The 25,663-nt window shown below is 66.0% G+C and carries 19 protein-coding genes; 5 read left to right on the top strand and 14 right to left on the bottom strand.

Annotated features, from left to right (window positions below; all coding sequences use genetic code 11):
* Positions 1-58: 58 nt before the first annotated feature.
* Both M7H19_RS18395 and M7H19_RS18390 read right to left on the bottom strand, forming a co-directional pair.
* Positions 59-787: a hypothetical protein gene (locus M7H19_RS18395; protein WP_298183351.1), complete on the bottom strand. Its 729-nt coding sequence runs from the start codon at positions 785-787 to the stop codon at positions 59-61.
* Positions 788-843: 56 nt separating this feature from the next.
* Positions 844-1,359 carry a Pycsar system effector family protein gene (locus tag M7H19_RS18390; protein WP_298183348.1) on the bottom strand — a complete coding sequence of 172 codons (516 nt, stop codon included), beginning with the start codon at positions 1,357-1,359 and terminating at the stop codon, positions 844-846.
* Positions 1,360-1,528: 169 nt separating this feature from the next.
* Between M7H19_RS18390 and M7H19_RS18385 the strand changes: the two genes are divergently transcribed.
* The 5 genes from M7H19_RS18385 (at position 1,529) to M7H19_RS18365 (ending at position 7,316) form a co-directional block, all read left to right on the top strand.
* Positions 1,529-2,167: a Crp/Fnr family transcriptional regulator gene (locus M7H19_RS18385; protein ID WP_298183345.1), complete on the top strand. Its 639-nt coding sequence runs from the start codon at positions 1,529-1,531 to the stop codon at positions 2,165-2,167.
* 103 nt (positions 2,168-2,270) lie between these two features.
* On the top strand, positions 2,271-3,200 hold the full coding sequence (locus M7H19_RS18380; protein ID WP_298183342.1) for a hypothetical protein: 930 nt from the start codon (positions 2,271-2,273) through the stop codon (positions 3,198-3,200).
* Positions 3,197-5,224, top strand: a complete 2,028-nt coding sequence (locus M7H19_RS18375; protein WP_298183339.1) for a hypothetical protein — start codon at positions 3,197-3,199, stop codon at positions 5,222-5,224. The genes M7H19_RS18380 and M7H19_RS18375 overlap by 4 nt, the downstream gene beginning before the upstream one ends.
* Complete coding sequence (locus M7H19_RS18370; protein ID WP_298183337.1) at positions 5,225-6,436, top strand: hypothetical protein; 1,212 nt, start codon at positions 5,225-5,227, stop codon at positions 6,434-6,436.
* 109 nt (positions 6,437-6,545) lie between these two features.
* On the top strand, positions 6,546-7,316 hold the full coding sequence (locus M7H19_RS18365) for an endonuclease (protein ID WP_298183335.1): 771 nt from the start codon (positions 6,546-6,548) through the stop codon (positions 7,314-7,316).
* 20 nt (positions 7,317-7,336) lie between these two features.
* Here M7H19_RS18365 and M7H19_RS18360 read toward each other — a convergent pair whose 3' ends face one another.
* From M7H19_RS18360 to M7H19_RS18305, 12 genes are all read right to left on the bottom strand, one after another.
* On the bottom strand, positions 7,337-10,630 hold the full coding sequence (locus M7H19_RS18360) for a glycosyltransferase (protein ID WP_298183333.1): 3,294 nt from the start codon (positions 10,628-10,630) through the stop codon (positions 7,337-7,339).
* Between the two features lie 13 nt (positions 10,631-10,643).
* Positions 10,644-11,597, bottom strand: coding sequence for a hypothetical protein (locus M7H19_RS18355; protein ID WP_298183330.1), 954 nt, complete (start codon positions 11,595-11,597; stop codon positions 10,644-10,646).
* A gap of 643 nt (positions 11,598-12,240) precedes the next feature.
* A complete protein-coding gene (locus tag M7H19_RS18350) occupies positions 12,241-12,717 on the bottom strand; it encodes a DUF4383 domain-containing protein (RefSeq protein WP_298183327.1) in 477 nt (158 codons plus the stop codon).
* Between the two features lie 141 nt (positions 12,718-12,858).
* Positions 12,859-13,986 carry a glutathione-independent formaldehyde dehydrogenase gene (locus M7H19_RS18345; protein WP_298183324.1) on the bottom strand — a complete coding sequence of 376 codons (1,128 nt, stop codon included), beginning with the start codon at positions 13,984-13,986 and terminating at the stop codon, positions 12,859-12,861.
* Between the two features lie 281 nt (positions 13,987-14,267).
* Positions 14,268-15,542, bottom strand: coding sequence for a cytochrome P450 (locus M7H19_RS18340; RefSeq protein WP_298183321.1), 1,275 nt, complete (start codon positions 15,540-15,542; stop codon positions 14,268-14,270).
* 187 nt (positions 15,543-15,729) lie between these two features.
* Positions 15,730-16,911 carry a tRNA uracil 4-sulfurtransferase ThiI gene (thiI, locus tag M7H19_RS18335; RefSeq protein ID WP_298183319.1) on the bottom strand — a complete coding sequence of 394 codons (1,182 nt, stop codon included), beginning with the start codon at positions 16,909-16,911 and terminating at the stop codon, positions 15,730-15,732.
* A gap of 49 nt (positions 16,912-16,960) precedes the next feature.
* Positions 16,961-17,896: a metallopeptidase gene (locus tag M7H19_RS18330; protein ID WP_298183317.1), complete on the bottom strand. Its 936-nt coding sequence runs from the start codon at positions 17,894-17,896 to the stop codon at positions 16,961-16,963.
* Between the two features lie 407 nt (positions 17,897-18,303).
* Positions 18,304-19,212 carry a methylenetetrahydrofolate reductase gene (locus tag M7H19_RS18325; protein ID WP_298183315.1) on the bottom strand — a complete coding sequence of 303 codons (909 nt, stop codon included), beginning with the start codon at positions 19,210-19,212 and terminating at the stop codon, positions 18,304-18,306.
* 82 nt (positions 19,213-19,294) lie between these two features.
* A complete protein-coding gene (ahcY, locus tag M7H19_RS18320; RefSeq protein WP_298183313.1) occupies positions 19,295-20,752 on the bottom strand; it encodes an adenosylhomocysteinase in 1,458 nt (485 codons plus the stop codon).
* A 35-nt stretch (positions 20,753-20,787) separates the two neighbouring features.
* Positions 20,788-24,336 (bottom strand): methionine synthase, encoded by a 3,549-nt coding sequence (gene metH, locus M7H19_RS18315; RefSeq protein WP_298183409.1) that lies wholly within the window; start codon positions 24,334-24,336, stop codon positions 20,788-20,790.
* A 2-nt stretch (positions 24,337-24,338) separates the two neighbouring features.
* Complete coding sequence (locus M7H19_RS18310) at positions 24,339-25,316, bottom strand: carbohydrate kinase family protein (RefSeq protein WP_298183309.1); 978 nt, start codon at positions 25,314-25,316, stop codon at positions 24,339-24,341.
* Between the two features lie 171 nt (positions 25,317-25,487).
* On the bottom strand, positions 25,488-25,663 hold a 176-nt coding region (locus M7H19_RS18305), incomplete at its 5' end, for a methionine adenosyltransferase domain-containing protein (RefSeq protein WP_298183407.1).

The following is a 25,663-nucleotide window of genomic DNA, read 5'->3' as shown; positions in this document are numbered from 1 at the left end:
GTGAGTCAACGTAGCAAGGGCGCCGAAGCACTCCCGTGGACGCCGGAGCCCGTGCGGGTCACCGTGCCTCGCCGAACGCGGCGGAGGTCACGTCAGCGCGTTCCCGCACCACGCGATCCCCGTAGGCGGCGGGCCGCACGACCTCCAACACCAGGCAGAACTGACCGGACAGGCCGTATCGCGACAGCAACGTTCGATAGTTCTCCGACAGATACCGCGCGGCGGCCCGGTTGGTGATGGCGGTCTGTCCGCAGACGGTGAACAACGGCTTGCGGCTTCGGCCGGTGTCGACCTTGGCGAGCGCCACGAACTCGACCTCCCCCGGCACACGCGTGAACACCTCACCACCCACGCGCAAATGCAACGCGTCGCCTGCCTCCGCGTACGGGTCCATCGACACCCCCGGGAGGAAGGTCTCCAGGTGTGCGCTCATCCGCGTGTTCGCCTCGGGCCCACCGACACAGAACTCCGTGGCGGAATGGAAGGTGTCGTCGAACAGGACGTTCTGTCCCTGGACTTTGAGCACGACGTTCGCCCCGCACTCCCGGGCCACGGTGGCGATCTCGACGATGGCGGCGACGTCGAGCTGATTCACGCTGTACGGCGAGGACGAAGCGGCGTGGCGGGGTGCCACGATCACACACTCGGCCCGCTCCTCCAAACCGAAGAATCGCCGACGACGAGCATCACGCCGACGACGCCGCACCCGTTGGAACAACCACACCGCGGTCCCGGCGATCACGCTGGCGAGCAGGTTGATGGACAGATCCCCGATGTTGGACTCCATCGACCCTCCCTAGCCCGTGCGCGATCACAGTAGTGGATCACTGTGACCACGGGGCGTCATACCGGGACGACCCCCGCGACGATGGCCACGAGCAGGCCCGCGACGAGGCACCAGAGCGCGGGGGTGACGTGGCGGAACTTGCGTCGCGCGACGACGCTGACCGCCCACGTCTGTTCGGCGATGGCTCTCGAGAGGCGTTCCTCGTCCGCCAACAGTTCCTGTGACGCGGCGACATAGTCGGCGGGCCGCGCGTAGCTTGCGGCGATGGTCTCGAAGTGCAGCAGCCCAGATCCCGTCGAGACCACCGTCTCCGGCGACCCCGCGGCACGCAGGCGAGGCGCGAACACCCGCAACGCCAGCACGATGGCCACGCACACGAGTCCGAGCGAAGTGAGCAGCAACGCCACCCGCCACGGATGTCGAGACCACTCCGCGTGTGGCGGAATCCCCGCCAGCACCAATCCCGCGAGCACACCACCCGCCGTGATCACCACACCGGCCTTGGTGTCGGCGACCTTCACCCAGTCACCGGCGATCGTCAGTGTCTTCCACCCGTCTTCCGTGTTGGTCACGTCGGAAGTCTGCTGGGATCGGCGCGTGCGGCCAAGTCGGTTCCCGCCCGACCGCCCGAGATTGCTCTGAACGAGGGGAATTGGGGCGAAGTGGTCGCGCCGCCATCTCTGTACCGGTACCTGACACAGTGTGTGCCACCAGACGGTCACTCCACGTGGATTCGCCGCCTTGCTCGGACCTCGGCGTTGGGCCGCGCTCCTGGACGCGGGGCACCTGCGCAGTTATCGCCCCGGCGCGGCCCTACTGCGGCAGGGGGACAACGGCGGCTTCGTCCTCGCGGTGAGCAACGGCCGGATCGCCGTTTTCGGTGGTGATGCCGACGGCGGTGAGGTGTTGCTCGCTCTGCGCGGTGCCGGCGATCTGATCGGCGAGCTGGCTCTGGCTTCCGGCTCTCGCACCGCCACAGTGAAAGCCGTGGACCGGTGTACCGCCCACGCGATCGCCGCACCCGTCTTCCAGTCGTTTCTGAACACGCACGACGCGCACGCGGCGTACTCCGAATACCTGGCCGCCAAGCTGTCCGAGACGGTCCCGCACTCGGTTCGGCAGGCCCATCGCAGCCCTTTCACCCGCGTATGCCGCCTGTTGTGGGATCTGCTGGTCCTGGAGGGGAACACGCCCTCGTCGGCACGTCGAGTGCCGCTGTCGCAGGAAGCTTTGGCCAAAGCACTCGGGCTGGCCCGCAGCACCGTCGCGGAACAGATAGCGGAACTGCGCCGGACGGGGGTCCTGGGGCCGGGGCCGCGCCTCGTCGTCTCCGACCCCGCCGCCCTCGCCCGACACACCGACATCGAGACGGGAAAGTGATCAGCACCACATCTCGACTGTCCGGCGGCGGACAGTCCGCGACCACCTGTTCCGGCCACTCTCGACACGTTCGTTCTCACCCGCCCGAGCGAAAGGCGACGACATGACCGAGCTCGCCACAGCACGCACCGAAGTCACCGAGCTGCCCGACTACCGCGCCCTGTTCATCGTGGACATGCGCGGGTTCGGCAGTGTTCCCGGACGCGACCACGCGCAGGTGACCCAAGCGATCCCCGGCCTGCTGCGGCACGCGTTCCAACATTGCGGACTCGACTGGCTCTGGGAGAAGGCCCTTTTCCAAGGCACCACGGGCGACGGCTACTTCCTCTGCTTTGGCAGCCGGTACGTCCCGTTCCTGTTGAATCCGTTACTTGCCGCGCTCCAGGACGTGCTCGAATTCCAGAACTCCCTCCTCCCCCATCCGATCCGGATGCGAGTGAGTGTCAACGTCGGCCCCCTGACCGACACCGACGCCGAGTCGATCAGCCGCGGCAGCGGTGCCACCCGTGTGGAGACGCATCGCCTGCTGGACTCTTCCGCGGTGCGCTCGGTGTTGGACGCTTCCGGCCCGGAGACCTGCGTGGCGGCGATCGTTCCGGAGCGGGTGATCGACGACGTCGTCGCCGCCGGGTACAGCGCCGAAGGTACGAGCCTCTACCACCGGGTGGAGGCGAAGGAGAAAGAATACCGGGGCGTGGCCTACCTACGGGTTCCGAAACCGTCGGGCGGACTGCTGGCCCACGGATTCGAACCCCACCGCGACACCGATCCGGACACCGAAGACGATCGAGCGACACCGGAGACCGACCACGTCACCGCCACAACCACGGTCACGCACGTCGACGGACCGGTGGCACAGGGCGGAAGTCGGATCACCACCGGGATCGACGCCTCGGGTAGCGGCAACACCGTGACCACCGTGCACGGCGACCAGCACCAGGGTCCGCGCTACGAGGGCGACGGGCAGGTCCACATCGGCGGTGACAACGCGGGCGTCATCAGGCAGACCACGAAGGGCAGGCGCGCCCGATGACCGCCACAGCACCGCGCACGACACCGTGGGGTACACGCACCGAAGGCGACGGCCAGACGCATGTCGGCCGGGACAACCACGGCACGATAATCCAGCTGTTCGGGGCATCGGACGACACGCTGTCCGTCGAACTCCGACGGATGCTGCAGGAACCGGTCACACCACGCCTGTTGCAGCAGGACACTCTCACACCGGTCGAGGAGACCTTCGTCCCTCCTCCGGAATACTCCTCGCTGAGGAACGCGCTGAGCACCAACCGCACCGTGATGCTCAGCGGCGAACCGGGCACCGGGCGTCGCACGACGGCATTGATGCTGTTGCGATCCGTCATCCCGGCCGACGGGAACTGTCGCGAGATCTCCGCCGAGTACGACGACGAATCGACACCCGACCTGGATCTGGGCGATGTGGAGGAAAACGACGGGCTACTACTCGACCTGTCGTCGTCCACCGCCGAGAACGCCGACCGCCTGCTGACGGCCGTGCAGCAGGAACGGCAACACCTCGACGAGAAGAAGTGCCATCTCGTCGTCCTCGTCTCCCGCGACATCTCCGTACGGCTTTCCGAGCCCTGGAGACAATTCGTCCGGAAACTCGATCCACCACCGGTGCGTCCGGTGTTGGCCAGACACCTGGCCGCCCACGGTGTCGAACACTCCGCGCACGAACTCGAAGGCCTGATCGGTGAGCTGACCACCAGACGCATGGCCGACCTCGCCGAGCTGGCGGCGCTCGCCGCCGCCGAACGCGGCCGCGACCCGCGAGGATCGTTCGGGAAGTGGACTCAACAGGCCCGCACCGCCATCAGTGACAAAGCCACCGAGGTGTCCCGGTGGCTCGACTCCCACCCGAACGGATACGACCGGGCGTTGATCCTCGCGGCGGCCATGCTGGAAGGCGCTTCGACCGACGCCGTGTGGGCGGCCCGCAAAGCCTTGCACAAAATAGTTCGGTTCCCAGAGCCGGACACACATTCCCTGGAACGCCAGGGGTTGAGCGGACATCTCGACACGGTGGGCTTCGAGGTCGACCGGCACCGGAAGGTCCGTTTTCGCAGAACTGACTTCCACCACCGCCACGTGCGCGACTACTTCTGGGCCGACCACCCGGAGCTGCGTGCACCACTGCGGCAGTGGGTGGAACGCCTGGCCGGTCACCGGGTACTGGCACCGACCGAACGCATCACCCTCGCCCTGCGTTTCACCGAGCAGTGCCTCGCGGTCGGTCGTCCCGATCACGTGACTTCCGTGGCGGCGGCATGGGCGAGTCCGTCGAACGACGTCCCGGAAAACCTGCTCGACTGCATACACGCGATGCTTCGGGCCGGCCTCCTCGACGAACGGCACGGCGCGCATTTCCGACGGCGCGTCCGCGAATGGGCCCAACGCAGAACCGACCTGTCCGCACGATTCCACCTTCTGCTGGTGCGCTTGAGTGCCGAGGTCATCGCTCCTCTGTATCCCGACCAGGCGGTGGTGCGCCTGCACCATCTCGCGCATCATTCGAACCCCGACGTGGCCGACCACGCCGGTGACATGCTCGAAAACCTCGCCCACGACCGGCTGTTCCTGCGCCGCGTCGTACACCGGTTCGGAGAAACGCTCGAAAAACGACGTCTTCGAGATGTGGAGCTGTTCTTTTCGATCATCGCCCCCCGCCGTCTGCTCGACAGACGAGAACGCGGCAGGCCTCTGCTCGACGATCGCGTGGTCCGCGGCCAGTTGGTCCACTGCTGGCGCCTCGTGCAACGCCACGCCCTCGACGCCTGGGGAAGCGGTGCGCACTCCTGGCTCACCGCGGTACTCGACACCGACGACCGGAATTCGGTGCTGGATCTACTGGTGGACGCGGCCGGGGGTGACGGACTCGCCGTGAGCCGTCTCGAACACGCCGCGACGGCATGGGCACGCAAGCTCCCGGCCGACCGTCATCGCGACGGCAGGGACCTCCTCACCGAACTGGTCCACCGTCTCGACACCAGCCAGAACCTGCACTTCCTCGCCTCACAAGGAGAACCACGCTAGATGGACAGCCTCGCAAACCGCATCGCCGCCATCGGAGGAGTGGTCGCCGGCGGCACGATCATCGTTCTCGGCCTTGTCCTGGGCTGGGCGACCTGGGTGTGGTTGCCGTTCGCAGCCGTCCTCGCCACGGTGACCGTGGTCGTGCTGCGCTCGGCCCTGCACGAACGCGAACTCAACGCCTCCACGCCCCTCCGACAGCACGTTCCCCCACCGACGCCCGTTCCGCCGTCGGGCCCCACGCCACGGCGGGAAACCATCTCCGAACTCCCGCTGCCCAGCCAGGAGCAGGACTACCGCTTCCTGTTCTCCGCCACCGTGCTGTGGGAACGGCAACCACACGTCCCCGCCATGACAACCGACTTCGGCGCGGCCGCCAAACAGTTCGTGATCACACGTGCGGCCGGGCTGACTCAGCAGCACCATCCCGAAGACTCCACCATGGCCACGACGAATCTGAGTTCTTACCTGGCTGAGAGACAACAGGTGGTCAACGGCCACTACGTCTGGGCCACCGACGTCACACTTAAATTGTCCACAGAGGACTCAGAACGGCTCGCACGGATGGCGAAGCTGCGTAAGGACCGGGCACTGTGGGAACAGGAGCGTGCCCACGAACTCAGCCTGCGCGACTACATCGGCAAGGAGGTACTGCGTGATCCCGGCACGGCGGTGCTGTGGTGGTTCGCCCGTAATCTGCAGGACCCCGACGGGCTCACCAAGACGGTGAACGATATCGAGAAACTACGGCGACTGACATCCGCCGCACACGCCACCCACGTTCCGCCGTGGGATCAGGAACCGTTCACCCCGCCTCACCACGAGAACGGACAGGCATCCCTTTTCACCCCGCCCGCCGTGGTCGAGGGCACCACCGCCGAACCCGATCCCACCCTCCGCCTGGTCGACGCGGTGGAGCAGCTCACGGACAACACCGAACCCGCCTTGCGCTCAACCCTCCACCGACGCCTGGTGCAGCTTTTCCACGCCCAGGGTCTCACCGCGACGGCGGACGAGATCGCCCGGCGGTTCGACGTGGTCGTCGAACGCCCGACCGAGGACGTCGACCGACCATCCGAAACCGACGGCCGTTCCCCGGACAGCGGTGAGGACCGGACCCCCAACGGAGATCGGTCACCCGGTGACGACGAGCAGCCACCGGGCAGCGACGGTGAGCCCACCGATTCGCTCCCCCACCCGCCGCCCTCGCTGTGATCCACGTTCACGGACGGTAATTACAACGTTCGTCGGTACTCTCGGCCGCTCGCTTCATGGAACCGTGCACCCGACCAGTTCGAACTGCGCGCAGAAACGAGGTCGGGGCATGCGTACTCGAACCGGGCGGTGGCTTGCGGTCGCCCTCACAGCGACGGTCGTGGTCGTGGGGGCTCCCGCGTCGGCCGAAGCACCGTTCGACGACTACTACTCCGGAACCGAAGGACTCACCGGCGAGGCGCTGAAGGACGCCTTGCACGACATCATCAGTGATGCCGAGCAACTGTCCTACGGCGAGATCTGGGACGGCATCAAGGCCACGGACGAGGACCCAGCGAATCCGAACAACGTCGTTCTGCTCTACAGCGGCGAGTCCCGCTCGAAGAACTCCAACGGCGGCAACGTGGGTGACTGGAACCGGGAACACGTGTGGGCCAAGTCCCACGGTGGTTTCGGCACCTCAGGCCCGGGCGCCGACCTGCACCACCTGCGGCCCACCGACGTCCAGGTGAACAGCATCCGTGGCAACAAGGACTTCGACAACGGTGGCGACCCCGTGGACGGCGCCCCCGACAACTACACCGACAACGACTCGTTCGAACCGCGGGACGAGGTGAAGGGCGATGTCGCCCGGATGTTGATGTACATGGCGGTCCGGTACGAGGGCAACGACGGTTACTCTGATCTGGAACTCAACGACCAGGTCGGTAACGGTTCCGCGCCGTACCACGGTCGGATATCGGTGCTGTTGGAGTGGCACGAGGCCGACCCGGTGGACGACTTCGAACGCAACCGCAACGAGGTCATCTACGAGCAGTTCCAGCACAACCGCAACCCGTTCATCGACCATCCCGAGTGGGCGGGCGAGATCTGGGGTTAAAGCTCGACATCCGGAACATTTCACGCTTTCGCCGTGCGGAGACGTGTTCTCGCGTGTTTCGGTTTCGGCGGAGCTCCCGGCAGGAACTGGATGCGGCGTCGCGCCGCCACGTCCTCCACCCAGCCGAACAGGAACACGGCACCCGCCGTCAACAGCACGGCGAGCGTGAAATGTTCCACCCGCGAGTACTCGCCCCACCACGACACGAGGGGCGCGGCGAGGTAGATGGCCACGTTGTGCCACAGATACACCGTGACCGCGCGGGAGTTGAGCACGGTGACGAGTCGGTTCAGCGCGGGCACGCGGTCGAGCAGACGCAGCGACGGTGACACACGCAGCGCCACGAGCACGAAGCCCGCGCTCACCAACGCCTGTCCCAACGGGATCTCGTTGAGGTCGTAGGAACCCCACGCGGGATGGGTCGCGGCCCACCACAGTCCTGCCGATATCGACAACGCCGCCACCGTCACGAGCACCCCGGCACGGGCACGGGCGAGCAGTCCGTCCCGATGCGCGAAGCCGAGCACCCAACAGGCACCGAATGTGCAGAAGTCGAGCACGCCCTGCCCCACGTCGCCCATTCCGGACAGTGGTGAGCCGAGCACCACGTCAGCGGCGACGACGGCGAGAGGTGTCAGCGTGGTGACGAACGGTCGACGGCGGAACAGTCGCAGCAACACCGGGGTCAACAGCACGAACCACAGGTAGGCGCGCACGTACCACAGAACGATCGCCGCGTCCCGGCCCAACCCCCAATCGCTGTGGGGCGGATCGAGAACGGGGAAGATCCACAGCGCGAGTTCCGGCCAACGCAGTGCATCACCGGCCCAGCTTTCCTCTGTGGCCGCGCTCCAGCCGAACATCAGCATCAACGGCACCATCACGACGGCCAGCCCCCACAGTGGGGGCAACAGCCTGATGATCCGCCGGCCGACGACGTCCACGGCCGGCTGGTTGTTCATCGACCTGGCCGCCAACGACCCACCGATGGCGAACATGACGCCCATCGCGGGGAACACCATGCTCAGCCAGGGCCAGCCCACCGTGTGGTATAGCATCACCCGCCCCAGCGCGGCCGCCCGGAGTACATCGAGCCAGCGCTCGCGGACCCGAGGTTTCCCGGGTGAGGACGAGGAAGTCGGAGCGTCCGCCACAGTCTCCGCGGTCGCGGTGGCCCTCCCGTCCTCGGACGTGGACCTCGGGGCCGGAACGGTCGCTTCCGGGGTACGCATGGCCGGGAACCGCGCGGTGCCGGCGCGACGCATGTACTGCCACCGCACGCGCACACCCGAGGCCGCGGCGGCGAGCGACTGCACCAGCACCACGTACATCAACTGCCGGTAGATCAGTTGCTGAGCGGGCAGCAACCACAACACCGTCTTACGTTCGCCGTCCAGGCGGAAGGCGAACGCCGCCGCGGCCGCTTGTATACCGAGCATGGTCGACCAGAGCAGCACCGTGGTCCACGGGTCGAGGAACAACACCCCGTACACGAGGAAGACGTCGAGCACCGGGGCGATCATGGGTAGCAGAACCTGGAAACACATCACGTGCAGCAGCCCGAACCGGCCCAATCTGCCCGCGGCTCCGCGCTGCACGATGCTCTTTCGGTGTTTCCACAGAGCCTGCAGCGTGCCGTACGTCCAGCGGAACCGTTGCCGCCACAGCTGACGCACGGTGGTCGGGGCCTCCGTCCACGTCACGGCCTTCTCCTGGAACACCGTGTGCCAGCCGGCTCGACCGATGCTGATGGTGAGGTCGGTGTCCTCGGCGAGGGTCTGCGCACTCAGCCCGCCTACCTGAAGCAGTGCCGAGCGTCGGAACGCACCTCCCGCGCCGGGCACGGTCGGCATCGAACGCATGACATCGTGGACTCGCCGGTCGACGTTGAATCCGACAACGTACTCGATGTGTTGCAGCCGGGCCAGCAGCGTCTCCCGGTTGGCGATCTTGACGTTGCCCGAGACCGCACCGACCTCCGGGTCGGCGAACGGCTGCACCAGTTCGTGCACCGTGGTCGGTTCGAACACGGTGTCACCGTCGACCATGACGATGAGCTCGTGACTCGCGGCGGCGATACCCGTGTTGAGCGCGGCGGCCTTGCCCCGGTTCGGTCGCCGCAGCACCCGGACACCCGGCAGTTTGAGTGCCTCCACGAGGTCGGCGGTGCCGTCGGTGGACCCGTCGTCGACCACGATGATCTCGACCGGTTGGGTGCTCGCGGCCGCCGATCTGACGGTGGCCTCGATGTTGGCGGCCTCGTTGTACGCGGGCACGATCACCGACACTGGATCGGTGACCGGCGGCCCCCACCGAGAACGTCGACGTCTGTGTCTCGCGGCGTGCCCGCGTGCCACCACGACGAGCAGAAGCAGGCGCAGCACCGTGAGCGCGCCCACCACGACCAGCAGCCACTTCAACACGGTCACCACGGCCAGGGCCCCGTTGACGAGGAGAACGAAAGCGGAGCCCGAGGCACGGTCCTCCGCCGACGCGGGGTCGGCGCGGTCGGTGCCGATCACGTCGGTGATGGTGGTGAATCGGTAGCCCTGTTCCTTGAGCTGAGGAATGAGCACGTCGAGGGCGGCTACTGTCTGTGACCGGTCGCCCCCGGCATCGTGCAGCAGCACCACTCCGCCCTGGCCGTCCGGCGGTGTCGCGTTGCGCACGATGGCATCGACGCCCGGCCGTTGCCAGTCGGCACTGTCGATGTCGCTGAACACGCTGACATAGCCGAGTTCCCCCGCTTTGCGCACCACATCGTAGGCGGGATTGTCGAGGGCTTCCGTCGTCGACGAGTACGGAGGCCGAAACAGTCGCGTAGTCACTCCGGCCGCGCCTGCGAGCACCATCTGGGTCTGGTCCAGTTCGCGTTCGACCCGCCACGAGGAAACCTGCGCGAGATCTGGGTGGGTGAACGTGTGCACGCCGAGTTCGGAACCGGACTCGTGGATGTCGCGGACCAGCTCCGGATGACGTGCGGCCATCGATCCGACCACGAAGAAGGTGGCGGGCACGTCGTGTTTGTTCAGTACTTCGAGGATCTGTGGTGTCCACACCGGATCGGGTCCGTCGTCGAAAGTCAGGGCCACGGTGTGTGGCGGCATCGCCGTGGACGCCACCGAATCGTCCTGGGCGTGCACGAGTGTGCCCCCGTTGAGCACCGCGCTCGGCACGTCCGACTGACTTTCGAATTCCCGTTCGGGTTTGGCGTCGTTGCCGATCTCCGACATGGCCCACCCAGCGATGAGCAGCGTCAGGACGAACAACAGGCCGATGACACCCGCGACGATCCACGATCCTCGGACTCGCATGACTGTGTTCCCCTCACCGGTCCCGCAGCTGCTGCGGACCCGTCAGGGAATCGTCGAGTATCGAGAACCATTCCTCCGTGGAGAAGGTGTGCCGTGGCGGCACTTCCATCGGGGCAGGGCTTTCCTCTGCGAGTTGGGGCTCGGTGCCATCGGCGCTGTCGGTGTCCTCCTCCGCGCCTTCGGCGCCGTCTTCTCCACCGGCGTATCCCACGCCATCGTCGGCGGTGTTCTCCCCGGTGCTCTCCTCGGTGTTGTCGGCGGTGTTCTCCTCGCTGTTCTCCCCGGTGCTCTCCTCGACACCGTCCTCTCCACCGGCGTGTCCCTCAACACCCTCGGCGTCGCTTCCGTCGGTCTCCGTACCGCCGGGCTCCACCTCGAAGGTGCCGTCGGCTTCTCCCTCGGAGCCCCCCTCGGCCTCGGTCCCGGTGAACTCCATGGCGCCGCTGTGGGTGTCTTGGAGCTCCCTGTTTTCGCTGTTCGTGCCGTCGAGCTCGGCACCACTGGCCTCGGTGCCGGTTCCTGACTCCTCACCGCCTCCGGCGTGGATCTCCTCGAACGGAGCCGTGTCGAGAGCGTCATCGAGTGGTTCGGAGGGCTCCGGAACGAGCGGGGACGGCTCGGACGGCACCTGTTCACCAAGCACGTCGTCCCTGGCCCGTTCCCTCGAAGGTTCGAGGTCTCCGCGGCCCCCGGCGGCACCGTTTCGGACATCGCCTGGTTGCAGGGAAAAAACATCGCTCATCGCGCCGGAGGAAACGATCTCCCTGCCCGGTAGCGCGAGTGAGTTGGTCGCCGATGACGGCCGCTCGGAGAAAAGCAGCCCGCACGTGACCACGGCGACGACGCCCGTCCCCGTCGTCACACCGGCCGTCAACCGCAACCACATCCGCCGCCGTCCCCGGGGGTCGAGGAAAATGGGTTGGTCGACATGCGCCGAATCGCTCTCGGCGGCTTTGGAGTCGGTCACGATGCGTTCCTCCTGCTGAGTCGTGAAGCGATCGCTGACGGGCGGCCGAATGAATGCCTGCGGTGGCCGTGGAGGCCCTCGAGGGAACTCGAAAACCTCCGGGTGACCAGGAAAAAACAGCGCAACGGCAGAGACGATGAGAACGAATGCGACCAACACAGCGTAGGCAGTGAAGTCGGCGAAAACGGTGAAGACAGTGAAGACAGCGGAGACAGCGGAGACACTGCACCGGTCAGCGGAGTCGAGGGCGACAGCGCTGCTACCCAGCGGCCGGCGAACCCCGAAAGACACCTCTGCCGTTCCTTTCCTGCCCGTCTCCAACACTACGGGCCACAATTTTGAAACGCTGTGTAGTCACCTGAAAGCGCCCATCGGCGCCCTCGACCGCGATGAGCCGAACTCGGCAACCGTCCAAGATGGCCGATATGAATCACGTCCCCACGAAGGTGTCGCAAGCACCCGCACGCGCGGACACGCTTATATCTACGGACCATCCAGAGGCGGAGTTAACGCCCTTTCCGAGGGAAAATAAGACTTGATATGTCCACTAAGGACAGAAATAAATCTGTTTTGGACACAGAGAAACCACCTTGCCCGCCTGAACGGGCAAGGTGGTTTCTCAATTCTCTCGGTTGTCGAAGCCTCAGCGCGGCGTCTCGGTACTGCGCCCGCCCGCGCCCAACGCCAGACCCAACCCAGTCATGCCGATGGCGAGGCCGAGGTGAAGCCAGTTGTCGGCATTGTTGAGCGGAACGAAGTTCGCCGTGGACTCACTCCCGACGATCAAGCCGTACACCCACAGCGCCAGGTAGATCAATCCACCGCCGATCAGGAACGTGCGTGCCGCACCCGCTGAGCGCATCATGCTCAACCCGGCGACTCCGAACAGCAGGTGCACGATGTTGTGCAGAATCGACACCTGGAAGATGCCGAACAGCATCGCCTGGGATTCGTGCCCGGCGAACTGCATGGTGCTGTAATTGGTCGTGATTCCGGGGATGAACCCCAAGATGCCGACCAACAGGAACACCGCACCGACCAAGCCCGCAGCCGTCTGCACCGCTGGGCGTGACCGCATCCCTGCCGTCGCGCGCCAGGGGTGCGCGGATGAGTAACTCATTCGTCCCTCCCTCCTCGGGCAATTGAGGAGTTCCCTCACGCATGGGTTTCACACCCGGCGCGGAGCAAAAAATCCGTCCCCGGTCGAACATGTTCACCGACCCGAGTGACACACCACCGGGTCGCACAGCGGTCGCGAGCGTCACGGCTTGAGGACGACCTTGGTATAGCCCGGCTCACGGCGGTCGAACCGGGCGTAGGCATCGGGTGCCTCGTCCAGGGGACGCCGCTGCGACACCACGAAGCTCGGCTCGGCCCTACCCGCGATGATGAGGTCCCGCAGCTGCCGGTTGTAGGCCTTCACGTTGGTCTGCCCGGTAGCCATCCGCAGACCCTTCTCGAAGAACTTGCCGACGCTGATGAGCAACCGGCCGTTGCGTGCGTCCTCCGTCGGTCCACCGGGATCCTTCGGCACATAGAGCCCCACCACACCCAGCGAACCGGTGGGCCGCACCGCTTCGACGAGATCGTTGAGCACTACGGAGGGCTGTTCCTCACCCTCGGGCACCGTGGCCTGGTAGCCCACCGCGTCGATGCCCCTGTCCACACCGCCTCCCGTACTGTCGACGATCTGTTCAGCGGCACTTCCCTTGGTGAAGTCGATCGGGGTCGCGCCGATCTCCTCGGCCACCCTCAGACGGTCGGGCACCTTGTCCGCCACGAACACCTGAGAAGCACCGCGCAGGATCGACGAGTACGCCGCCATCAACCCAACGGGTCCTCCACCGAACACGGCGACGGTGTCGCCCGGTGCCACACCGGCGAGCTCCGTCGCGTGGTAGCCGGTGGGGAAGATGTCGGCGAGCATCGCGAAGTCGTCCTCGTGCTCCCTGCCGGGTGGAAGTTTCAAGCAGTTGAAGTCCGCGAACGGCACGCGCAGGTATTCGGCCTGGCCGCCCTTGTACGGCCCCATGCCGACGTAGCCGTAGGCTCCGCCCGCGAACCCGGGGTTCACCGTCAAGCAGAACCCGGTCTTCCCCGCCAGGCAGTTACGGCAGAAGCCGCATGCGACGTTGAACGGCATGACGACTCGGTCGCCCTTCTGCAGGCTCGTGACGCCTGGGCCGATCTCTTCCACCACGCCCATGTTCTCGTGGCCGAACACGATTCCGGGTTCGGCGACCGTTCGGCCCTCGTACATGTGTAGGTCGGACCCACAGATCGCGGTCGTGGTGACTCGAACGATCACGTCGGTCGTAGCTTCGATCTTCGGGTCCTCGACTTGCTCCACCTGGACCTCGTTGGGCCCCTTGTAAACCACTGCCTTCATGATGCCCTCCTGCTCGCACAGCGCTGTTGCCGCTGTTGTCTGCCGCTGCTGTCGCTTTCCGACTACCCGAGGAGCGACAAGACATGCGGCTTCCACCCCGAACCTGTTCGCAGCAGACAGGAGGGCGAATCAGCGCCGGAAGAAGCCTGAATCACCCGGCCCGAGAACAGCACGAGAACACCCGCCACGAATTCGGCCGTGGCGGGTGTTTTCAGCCGCTATCGGTGATCAGTCGATGACAAAAAGTCGATATTCGAGGACCGCGAACGCCGAGGATGGGCTCAGTCGACCAGAATGGGGAGTTTCTCCACGCTGTAGACGGCCGAGGTCTTGCGGAACTCAAGATCTTCCACGGGCACGGCCAACCGCATCGACGGAAAACGCCGGACCAAGGCCGGGTAAGCGGCACGCAACTCCATGCGGGCCAACTCCGCGCCGACGCAGCGATGCACGCCGTAGCCGAACGCGAGGTGCGACATCGGCGGCCGAGTACCGTCGAAGATCTCCAGGCCCTGGCCCAGTTTCTCGTCGCGGTTGGCGCCGCTCAACGACACGATCGCCATGTCACCCTGTTTGATGGTCACGCCGCCGACCTCGACGTCCTCACGCGCGAACCGGGGAAACGCCACCTGCACCACCGCGAGGTAACGCAACAGTTCCTCGACGAATCCGTGCACCGGCTCGTCATCGTCGTGGATGCGTTTGAACATCTCCCGGTCCTGTAACAGCACGAGCGCACCGAGTGACAACATGCTGGCGGTGGTCTCGAAACCACCCGTGAGCACCCCGTCAGCCAGCCCGGCGAGTTCCCGGTCCTCGATCTCGTCACCGTGCTCTTTGATGATCATGCCGAGAAGGCCGTCGCCCGGGTTCTCCCGCTCCTTACGGACCACGGTCAGCAAGTACTCCAGCGACTCGGAGATGGCCCCGAGGGAAGCGGCCGCACCGCCGAAGAGGTCGAAGCGCTGGACCGCCAGGTGCTGGAACTCGGCACGGTCGGAGTACGGCACTCCGAGGAGCTCGCAGATCACCAACGACGGGATGGGCAGCGCGAACTCCTCCACAAGATCGACCGGCCCGTCGGCCTCGGCGATCACGTCGAGACGTTCGTTCACGATCGTCTCGATCTCCGGCTTGAGTCGCGCCAGCCGCCGCATCGTGAACTCCGGCGTCAGCAACTTGCGCAGACGCGTGTGCACGGGTGGGTCGGAGAACCCGAGACCGCCCGGATTGTCCTCGGCCCGCGCACTGGTCTTGCCGACGAGGTTGGTGAAGTCGTTACTGAACGTCTTGGCGTCCCCGAGGACGGCCTTGGCCTCGTCGTAACCCGTCACCAGCCACACGTTCAGGCCGAACGGCACCGGCAGCTTGCTCACCGGTTCCTCTGCCCGCTTACGCCCCAGTTCGGGCACCGGGTCCAGGCCGTCGCGGCGCAGTGGCATCAGCACATCGTCCGGCAACAGAGCGATCTTCGACAGGTCGAGACCTTTTTTCTGCACCCGCGCGAAGTAACGACGCGTGAACCACGACGTAATTCGAGAACGGAGATTCCCCACGGAGGGAAACAGTAGCAATCCCCACCCGCTTCACGGCGTCATCTTGATGAAAAAGCCGATGCAACGTGACCTTCGAGAACCCCTGGGAAGGATTCGGGCCGGGACTTTCGCCGTGACCGGGGTTTCCCCGCTTCCCGTCCGCATCCGGCGGACGGAAAGCGGGCTCAAACCCTTCGGGAAACGGACGTCACGCCGCCCCGGGAACGTGGACCTGGACGTCAGCCAGCAACTTCGGCACCAGCTCGTCCAGCTCCATCCTGCGCTCGACACCTTCCAGCTGTGTCGGCGTGGTACGGGTCGCCACCCGCGGCGGCGACAGCAGACTGCAACAATCCTCGTCGGGCAGCTTCGAGATCTCGGCCGTGCCGATGCGGCGGGCCTCAGCGATGATCTCGTCCTTGTCCCAGGCCACCAGAGGACGCAACAGCGGCAACGACGCGGCCTGCTCCACGGTCGCCATGTTCGCCAACGTCTGGCTGGACACCTGGCCCAGGCTGTCGCCGACGACCAGTGCCTGCGCGCCGAGATCCCGAGCGAGCGCGTCGGCGGTATGGACCATGAGCCTGCGCTGGGCGATGATCTGAAGATCACCCGCCCCGGCCGTGGCCAACGCTCGCTGCGCATTCCCGATGGGGATCACGTGCAGCCGCGAGTCGCCCTGGAACCGGTCGAGTTCCCGCACCAGCGCGTACGCCTTGTAGGTCGACGACGGCCCGGTCAGCGGCGCGCCCGTGAAGTGCACGAAGTCACAGCGCAGCCCGCGCCGCATGGCGCGGTACGCGGCGACCGGCGAGTCGTAGCCGCCCGACAGCAGAACCAGCGCGCGCCCGCTGGCGCCCACGGGCAGTCCACCCTGACCACGCTGCTTCTCCAACGAGACGAACACCTCGCGGTGATCGACCTCGATGGTGATCTCCACCTCGGGGTTGGTCAGGTCGACGGGCCAACCCCACTCCTCGACCACCTTGCTGCCGACGTGCGCGGCGAGCCGGTCCGAACCCATCGGGAAGGTCTTGTCCCTACGGCGGGCGCGGACCGCGAACCGGCGAGCACCGGACTGTTCGGGACTGCCGAACCGCTCCTGCAACGCCTGCGACACGGTCGCCACGGTGTCGTCGACCGAATGCCCGGCGCGAAACGCAGGCTGCACGACGTTGACACCGATCACTCGGTGCGCCCGCTCGACGAGCTCATCGAGCGGCGCACCGGACAACACCACCACACCCGGTCGCTGGGAGATCCGGACAGGAGCGGACGCCCCGTCCATCGCATGCTGCAACGCCTCGCGCAGATGATCCTCGAACCTGCCGCGATTACGTCCTTTGAGCATGAGTTCGCCGTACTTCAGCAGCACGCACGGCCGAGCCATCCGCTCACCTCCTTCGAGTGCCCGGTCATCCCCGCGACGATACCGGTCCTCACCTTGTGGTCGACACGGTCGGTCCGGCAACGCGCTGTACCGGCAGATTCGAGGGTCGACGCACCAGGTGCGCGGCGGGCCTGGCACCCGAACCGGTGCCCGCCCCACACACCGACGGCGGTCCGGATTTCACGGTGCGATCCACAGCGGCCTCGTCGGGCAACGGCTCGACCAGCGGCAACGCCCCGGCCAGCGCTTCCCGCGCCGTGCGCAGCTCGGCGACAGCACGGCGACGCGCCGCTTCCAAGGTGCGCACGCGGGCCGTGGCCTGGGACACAATCCGCTCCGCTCGCGTGTTCGCCTCAGCCACGATCCGTTCGGCCTCGGCCTTCGCGGCTTCCTCACGCCGCGCGAGCGCGCGGTTCATCTCCTCCCTGCGCACCGCCAAACTCTTCGCGAAATCGCGTTCGAGCTCCTGCCTGCGGCGGACAGCTCGCTCGTCTTCCTCCCGGCGCTTCCGCGCCGCCTCCTCCGCTTCGGCCGCGGCCTCGGCCTTGATGCGGTGCACGAGCTCCCGATGTTCCGACTCGAGCTCGGCACGCCGAAGCTCCAGCTCGGCCTCGCGCTTGTCCATCTCCTCGCGCCGACGTTCGGCCTCGGCCCGCGCTCCCTCGAGAATGTCCTGCGCTTCTTTCTGCGCAAGGTCCACCATGCGCCACAGCCGTTCCGACAGCCCGTCGGTCTCCACAGGCGTCCGGCACACGCGATCGAGGCTCTGCCTCAGTTTCTGATTCTCGGCACGCAACGCCGCCAGTTCGGCGGACTGGCGGCGGATATCGTCGACGGCGGCATCCCGCTCGGCGGTCGCCGTGTGAAGTGCGTCTCGTAGCTCTCGCACGCACTTTTCGACTTCGGCACGATCGTATCCGCGCCACGTAACACGGAATTCACCGCGCTGGTGCGACCGCCCGTTCAGATCCTGTGCACTCGTCATACCCACCTCGCCCGGCGTCAGTGCGAATGGCCAACCCTAGACGCATCGCCACCTCAAGATTAGTAAAGGATTCGACGAAGTCGGTCATGGCCTCTTTCGTGTCCCCGAAGTCACGGTGGACACAGTGGACACCGCGGTGAGCAACGGGCGAAACGGCCCGCCCCATTGCCGGAAACAGTGTGTCCTCGATTACGTCGGTCCGCCCGACGGATCGTCGAAAGTCCCGTTCCGGCAACGAACAGGGGGATTCGGCAGTTCCGCCGTTTCCCTCACACCCCGAAGGAACGCAGGAGAACCACCGAGTCACGATCCGTACAAAAAAGCGTTTTCGAGAACGCGGGCGAAGGTGACCGCTCCCCGTTGAGCGGTCACCACGGTCCCACGGTTTTTTCCGTGGGACGCCTTTTTCAGTGTTGCGCGGCGAGGACGGGTTCCGCGCGAGACGAACGCAGCCCGAGCCGATCCACCAACTCCCGCGTGGCCTTCGACCGGTTGAAGGTGTAGAAGTGCAGCTCCGGCACCCCTTCGGCAAGCAACCGCTCACACAGCTCCGTGATGACGTTCAACCCCTCGGCACGGAACGCCTTCGGATCGTCGGTGAGCGGTTCGAGCCGATCGGACAGCCACCGCGGTGGCGTGGCCCCGGACAGCTCGATGGTCTTCCGCCAGGTCCGCGGTGTGGTGAGCGGCATGATCCCGGGCAGCATCAGCGCGTCACTGCCCGTCGCCACGCGATCCCGCAACCGAAGGAAGTCCTCGGCCTCGAAGAACAACTGCGCGATCGCGAAGTCGGCGCCCGCATCGAGCTTGCGGAGCAGATACCGCGTGTCGGTCTCCAGATCGGGCGATCTAGGATGACCGTACGGGAACGCCGACACACCGACGCAGAAGTCGCCCAGCTCACGGATCAGCCGAACGAGCTCTTCCGCGTAGTTCAGACCCTCGGGGTGCGCCACCCACTCCCCCATCGGGTCTCCGGGCGGATCACCCCGCAACGCGAGGATGTTGTGCACGCCCACGGCCGCGAAATGCCCGATGACGTTACGCAACTCCGCCACCGAGTGATTCACCGCCGTCAGATGCGCCATCGGCACCAGCGTGGTGTCGGTGGCGACCCGGGCGATGTTGTGGATGGTGCCGTCGCGGCTCGACCCACCCGCTCCGTAGGTGATGGACATGTACGCGGGGTCAAGCGACTCCAGCTCGCGGATCGACTTCCACAGAATGGCCTCCTCCGCCTCGTTCCGAGGTGGGAAGAACTCCACCGAGAACGTCGGACACCGCTCGCTGCTCAGCCGGTCGACAACCCTCCGCACGATCAACTCCCTTCGGGAGGGGCACCGTGAGGGCCACCGGTCCCGCAGTCGGGCACTCGGCGGGCCCTCACGGTCAGCACCATCAGTAACGGTAGTGGTCGGGCTTGTAGGGGCCCTCCACGTCGACGCCGATGTACTCGGCCTGTTCCTTGGTCAGCTTGGTCAACTTGACGCCGAGGGCGTCGAGGTGCAGCCGCGCGACCTTCTCGTCGAGCTTCTTGGGCAGCACGTACACCTGCTTGTCGTACTCGCCCGGCTTGGTGAACAGCTCGATCTGCGCCAGCACCTGGTTGGTGAAGCTGTTGGACATCACGAAGCTCGGGTGACCCGTGGCGTTGCCGAGGTTGAGCAGCCTGCCCCTGCTCAGCAGGATGATCGAGTGGCCGTCGGGGAAGACGTACTCGTCGACCTGCGGCTTGATCTCGACCCGCTTGATGCCCGGGATCCTCTCCAGGCCGGCGACATCGATCTCGTTGTCGAAGTGGCCGATGTTGCCGACGATCGCCTGGTGCTTCATCCGAGACATGTGCTCGGCGGTGATGATGTTGAAGTTCCCGGTGGTGGTGATGAAGATGTCGGCCGTCTCGACGACGTCCTCCAGCACGGTCACCTCGAACCCGTCCATCGCCGCCTGCAGCGCGCAGATCGGGTCGATCTCGGTGACGATCACTCGGGCGCCCTGGCCCCGCAGCGACTCGGCACTGCCCTTGCCGACGTCACCGTAGCCGCACACCACGGCCACCTTGCCGCCGATCAGCACGTCGGTGGCACGGTTGATGCCGTCGACCAGCGAGTGACGGCAACCGTACTTGTTGTCGAACTTCGACTTCGTCACCGAGTCATTGACGTTGATGGCCGGGAACAGCAGCTCACCGCTCTTGGCGTACTCGTACAGGCGGAGCACCCCCGTGGTGGTCTCCTCGGTGACGCCCCTGATGTTGGACGCGATGCGGGTGAACCTCTGGGAGTCCTCGGCGAGGCTCTTCCGCAGCCGGTCCAGCACGATCCTGTACTCCTCGGAGTCGTTCTCCGAGGGCTCGGGCACGGCGCCGGCGGCCTCGAACTCCACGCCCTTGTGCACGAGCATGGAGGCGTCACCGCCGTCGTCGAGGATCATGTTCGGACCGTCGTCGCCGAAGCGGAAGATCTGGTCGGTGCACCACCAGTACTCCTCCAGCGTCTCGCCCTTCCAGGCGAAGACGGGCACGCCCTCGGGCTTTTCCGGGGTGCCGTTGCGACCCACCACGATCGCGGCGGCGGCCTCGTCCTGCGTGGAGTAGATGTTGCACGACGCCCACCGCACCTCGGCGCCGAGTTCCACCAGCGTCTCGATCAGCACCGCCGTCTGCACGGTCATGTGCAGCGAACCGGCGATCTTGGCGCCCTTCAGCGGCTTCGAGGCCGCGTACTCCTTGCGAGTCGCCATCAGGCCGGGCATCTCGTGTTCCGCCAACCGGATCTGATGCCTGCCTGCCTCGGCCAACGACAGATCGGCGACGGCGAACTCGAGGCCGTTCACCTTCTGCAACTTCGCGCTCATAGTTTCCTTTCTCGTCGTGGGAACGACCCCACTGGTTAGGTGTTGAAGTACTTAGCCTCAGGGTGGTGGGCCACGATCGCGTCCGTCGACTGCTCCGGATGCAGCTGGAACTCCTCGGACAACACCACACCGATACGCTCGGCGTCGAGCAGTTCCACGATCTTCGCGCGGTCCTCCAGATCCGGGCAAGCACCGTAGCCGAAGGAGAACCGTGCTCCTCGGTAACCCAGTCTGAAGAACTGCTCCACGTCCTCCGGGTCCTCGTCCGCCACGGGGGTACCGGAGGGGAACAGCAGCTCCTGCCGAATCCGGCGGTGCCAGTACTCGGCCAGCGCCTCGGTGAGCTGCACGCTGAGCCCGTGGATCTCCAGGTAGTCCCGGTAGGCGTTGCGCGCGAACAGCTCGTTGGCGTAGTCGGCGATGGGTTGGCCCATCGTGACGAGCTGCATGGGTAGGACGTCCACCTGGCCGGTCTGCTCGGCCTTCTCCTTCGAACGGAAGAAGTCGGCCAGGCAGAGCCTGCGGTCGCGCCGCTGCCGGGGGAACCTGAACCGCACCCGCTCCAGCGCGTCCGGTTCCTCCTTCTCCAGCACTATCAGATCATTGCCGTCCGAATAGCACGGGAAGTACCCGTACACCAGCGCCGCGTGAGCGAGGATGCCCTGGGTGGACAGCTCGTCGATCCACGCCCGCAGCCGCGGCCTGCCCTCGCTCTCCACCAGTTCCTCGTACGAGGGACCTTCGCCCTTCCTCGCTCCCCGTAGACCCCATTGCCCAAAGAACGTCGCCCGCTCGTCGAGCAACGACAGGTAGTCCGCCACGGCCACGCCCTTGACGACCTTGGCACCCCAGAACGGCGGCGTCGGCACAGGGACATCGGGATCGACGTCCGAGCGCGTCGTGTCGTAGAGGTCGGGCTCCGGCCCCTGCTCGGCCTTCCGCTTCTCGGCGATCCGCAGCGACCGCTGTCGACGAGCCTTGCGCTCGGCCTTCTTCGCCTCCTCGGCGGCGTCCTCCTCCGGGGTCTCACCGCGTTTGATGGCCATGACCCGGTCCATCAGCTTGAGGCCCTCGAAGGCGTCCTTGGCGTAGCGGACGTCACCCTCGTAGATCTCGTCCAGATCGTTCTCGACGTAGGTGCGGGTCAACGCGGCCCCACCGAGCAACACCGGATACTTCTGCGCGACCCCGCGGGAGTTCATCTCCTGCAGGTTGTCCTTCATGATGACGGTGGACTTCACCAGCAGTCCCGACATCCCGATGGCATCGACCCGGTGCTGTTCCGCTGCCTCCAGGATAGCGTTGATCGGCTGCTTGATGCCGATGTTCACGACGTCGTAGCCGTTGTTCGACACGATGATGTCGACCAGGTTCTTGCCGATGTCGTGGACGTCGCCCTTCACCGTGGCCAGCAGAAGCTTGCCCTTACCCCCGGAGTCGGTCTTCTCCATGTGCGGTTCCAGGTAGGCCACCGCCGCTTTCATCGTCTCGGCCGACTGCAGCACGAACGGCAGTTGCATCTGGCCCGAACCGAACAGGTCACCGACCACCTTCATGCCGGCGAGTAGGTGCTCGTTGACGATGTCGAGCGGCTTCTTCTCCCGCATCGCCGCGTCGAGATCCTCTTCCAGGCCGGTGATCTCGCCTTCGACGATACGTTTCTCCAGCCGTTCGAACAGCGGTAGCTTCGCCAACTCCTCGGCTCGCGAGGCGCGCGTCGAGGACGCCGTCTTGCCCTCGAACAGCTGCATGAGTCGCTGCAGCGGGTCGTAGTCGTCCTGGCGCCGGTCGTAGACGAGGTCGAGTGCGACCTGCTTCGGCTCGTCCTCGATCTTGTTCATGGGCAGGATCTTGGACGAGTTCAGGATGGCCGAGTCCAGTCCCGCTTCCCGGCATTCGTGCAGGAAGACCGAGTTCAGCACCTGCCGTGCGGCCGGGTTGAGCCCGAACGACACGTTCGACAAGCCCAGTGTCGTCATGACGTCGGGGTGACGCCGCTTCAGCTCCCGGATCGCCTCGATGGTCTCCAGCGCGTCCTTGCGAACCTCCTCCTGTCCCGTGGTGATGGGGAACACGAGACAGTCGATGATGATCGACGATTTGTCCAGTCCCCAGTTATTGGTCAGGTCGGAGATGGCGCGCTCGGCCACCCGCAGTTTCCATTCGGCGGTGCGCGCCTGCCCCTCCTCGTCGATGCAGGTGACGACCACGGCGGCGCCGTGCTCCGCCGCCAGCTCCAGCACGCGCCGGTAGCGACTGTCCGGACCGGTGCCGTCCTCGTAGTTCACCGAGTTGATCGTGCACCGCCCACCGAGATGTTCCAGACCGGTGCGCACCACGTCAGGCTCAGTGGAGTCCACCATGATCGGCAGCGTGGAGGCCGTGGCGAGCCGGGAGGCCAGTTCGGCCATGTCGGCGGCGCCGTCCCGACCCACGTAGTCCACACACAGGTCGAGCATGTGCGCGCCTTCACGGGTCTGCGCCTTGGCGATCTCGACACAGTCGTCGTAGCGGCCCTCCAGCATCGCCTCACGGAACGCCTTCGACCCGTTGGCGTTGGTCCGCTCCCCGACGTTGAGGATCGAGGCGTCCTGCTCGAACGGCACCGACTGGTACACCGACGACACCGCCGGGTTGTGGTCCGGGCGACGTTCCTTCGGGGTCAGCGACGACACCGCCTCCACCACCGCCCGCATGTGCTCGGGCGTGGTGCCGCAGCAACCGCCCACCAAGCGGGTACCGAACTCGGTGACGAACGTGGCCAACGCCTCGGCCAACTCGTCCGGCCGCAGCGGATACACCGCGCCGTTCGGCCCCAGTTCGGGCAGGCCGGCGTTGGGCATCACCGAGATCGGCACGCGGGCGTGCTCGGACAGCACCCTCAGGTGCTCGCTCATCTCGGCCGGCCCGGTGGCGCAGTTCATCCCGATCAGGTCGATACCGAGCGGCTCCAACGCCGTGAGCGCCGCACCGATCTCGGAGCCGACCAGCATGGTGCCCGTCTGCTCCACGGTCACCTGAGCGATGATCGGAACCCGCCGCCCGGCCTTGGTCATCGCCCGCTTCGCACCGACGATCGCGGCCTTGGTCTGCAACAGGTCCTGCGACGTCTCCACCAACACGGCGTCCGCACCGCCGTCGAGCATCCCCAGCGCGTTCTCGATGTACGCGTCACGCAACACCGCGTACGGAGCGTGACCCAGCGTGGGCAGTTTCGTGCCCGGTCCCATCGAACCGAGCACGAACCGCGGCCGGTCCGGCGTCGAGTACTCGTCGGCGCACTGCCGCGCCAACGTCGTGCCCTTCTCGGCCAGCTCCCTGATCCGGTCGAGGATGCCGTACTCACCGAAGTTGCCGTAGTTGGTGCCGAACGTGTTCGTCTCGATGGCGTCGGAGCCGGCCTCCAAAAACCCGCGGTACACCGACGTCACGACGTCGGGGCGGGTCTCGTTGAGGATCTCGTTGCACCCTTCCAGCTGAGCGAAGTCGTCCAGCGTCAGGTCGAACTCCTGGAGCGCGGTGCCCATACCGCCGTCCGCGACGAGAACCCGCCGCTCCAACTCGGCGAGAAAACGACTGTCCATGTTCATACCCGCAGCTTGGATTCGATCTCGGCGGCGGCCTCACTGCCGTAGGTCGTGGCTACCCGCTTGGAGAATTCCGCACGATCCAGCGTGTATTCCTGTGTCCCGACGGTTTCCAGGACGATGGCGGCCAGCGTGCAGCCCACCTGTGCCGCTCTCTCCAGGCTGAGCTTCGCGTGCAACCCCCACAGGAATCCGGCGCGGAAGGCGTCACCGACACCGGTCGGGTCGACCTCGTCGACCACCTTCACGGCGGGCACCACCAGCGGATCGGCGTCCTTCCTCTCGATCCGCACCCCCTCGGGGCCGTAGGTCTTCACCCAGCACCCGACCCGGTCGAGCACCTCCGGCTCCGACCAACCCGTCTCCTTCAACAGCAGCGACGTCTCGTATTCGTTGGTGAACAGGTAGGCCGCGCCTTCCACGAGCGTGCGGATCTCGGGGCCTTCCATGCGTGCCAGCTGCTGCGAGGGGTCAGCGGCGAACGGGATGCCCCGCGCACGGCACTCCTCGGTGTGCCGCACCATGGCCAACGGGTCGTTGGGCGCCACCATCACCAGGTCGAGACCGCCCACCCGGTCGGCGATGGGCTGGAGCTCGATGTCCCGCGCCTCCTCCATCGCTCCCGCATAGAAGGTCGCGATCTGCGCCTGCACCTGGTCGGTGGTGCACAGGAAGCGCGACGTGTGTTTCGTCTGCGACACATGCACCGACTTGGTGTCGACCCCGTGCCGCTCCAACCAGGAACGGTATTCGTCGAAGTCCGCGCCGACCGCCCCCACCAGGATGGGGGTCATTCCCAGGCTGCCGAGCCCGAAGGAGATGTTGGCGGCCACACCTCCCCTACGGACATCCAGCTGGTCCACCAAGAACGACAGGGACACCCTCTCCAGTTGGTCGACGACGAACTGGTCGGAGAACTTGCCGGGAAAGACCATCAAGTGATCGGTCGCGATGGAACCGGTCACGGCTATGCGCATTGGGACACACTCCTCATGGGGCCTTGAGGCCAACGCTTGGATTGGAACCGCACCCCCACGGGTGCGGTCGGGTGACCGGGAGCACGGACCTGCGGCCGGTTCCCGACCACCCACGGCACACCGTCGATCAGTAAGGTGCTGTGAGCGGATGACGTCGACGACGAGAAACGGTCACGCCTTCGCCGCGTCCTTCAACGCCGGGGCGCGGTCGGTGCGTTCCCATGGCACGTCCAGGTCTGTACGCCCGAAGTGCCCATAGGCAGCCGTCGGCGCATAGATCGGCCGCAACAGATCCAGATCACGAATGATCGCCGCAGGCCGCAGATCGAACACCTCGGTGATCGCCG

The organism is Saccharomonospora sp. (genome assembly GCF_027317685.1).
GTDB lineage: Bacteria > Actinomycetota > Actinomycetes > Mycobacteriales > Pseudonocardiaceae > Saccharomonospora.
The sequence above is the reverse complement of the archived record's forward strand: the minus strand, read 5'-3'. Positions and strand labels throughout refer to the sequence as shown.

Coding starts and splice junctions, on each gene's coding strand:
- M7H19_RS18395 (WP_298183351.1), bottom strand. CDS start 787: ATGGAGTCCAACATCGGGGATCTGTCCATCAACCTGCTCGCCAGCGTG.
- M7H19_RS18380 (WP_298183342.1), top strand. CDS start 2,271: ATGACCGAGCTCGCCACAGCACGCACCGAAGTCACCGAGCTGCCCGAC.
- M7H19_RS18375 (WP_298183339.1), top strand. CDS start 3,197: ATGACCGCCACAGCACCGCGCACGACACCGTGGGGTACACGCACCGAA.
- M7H19_RS18370 (WP_298183337.1), top strand. CDS start 5,225: ATGGACAGCCTCGCAAACCGCATCGCCGCCATCGGAGGAGTGGTCGCC.
- M7H19_RS18365 (WP_298183335.1), top strand. CDS start 6,546: ATGCGTACTCGAACCGGGCGGTGGCTTGCGGTCGCCCTCACAGCGACG.
- M7H19_RS18360 (WP_298183333.1), bottom strand. CDS start 10,630: ATGCGAGTCCGAGGATCGTGGATCGTCGCGGGTGTCATCGGCCTGTTG.
- M7H19_RS18350 (WP_298183327.1), bottom strand. CDS start 12,717: ATGAGTTACTCATCCGCGCACCCCTGGCGCGCGACGGCAGGGATGCGG.
- M7H19_RS18345 (WP_298183324.1), bottom strand. CDS start 13,986: ATGAAGGCAGTGGTTTACAAGGGGCCCAACGAGGTCCAGGTGGAGCAA.
- thiI (WP_298183319.1), bottom strand. CDS start 16,911: ATGGCTCGGCCGTGCGTGCTGCTGAAGTACGGCGAACTCATGCTCAAA.
- M7H19_RS18330 (WP_298183317.1), bottom strand. CDS start 17,896: ATGACGAGTGCACAGGATCTGAACGGGCGGTCGCACCAGCGCGGTGAA.
- ahcY (WP_298183313.1), bottom strand. CDS start 20,752: ATGAGCGCGAAGTTGCAGAAGGTGAACGGCCTCGAGTTCGCCGTCGCC.
- metH (WP_298183409.1), bottom strand. CDS start 24,336: ATGGACAGTCGTTTTCTCGCCGAGTTGGAGCGGCGGGTTCTCGTCGCG.
- M7H19_RS18310 (WP_298183309.1), bottom strand. CDS start 25,316: ATGCGCATAGCCGTGACCGGTTCCATCGCGACCGATCACTTGATGGTC.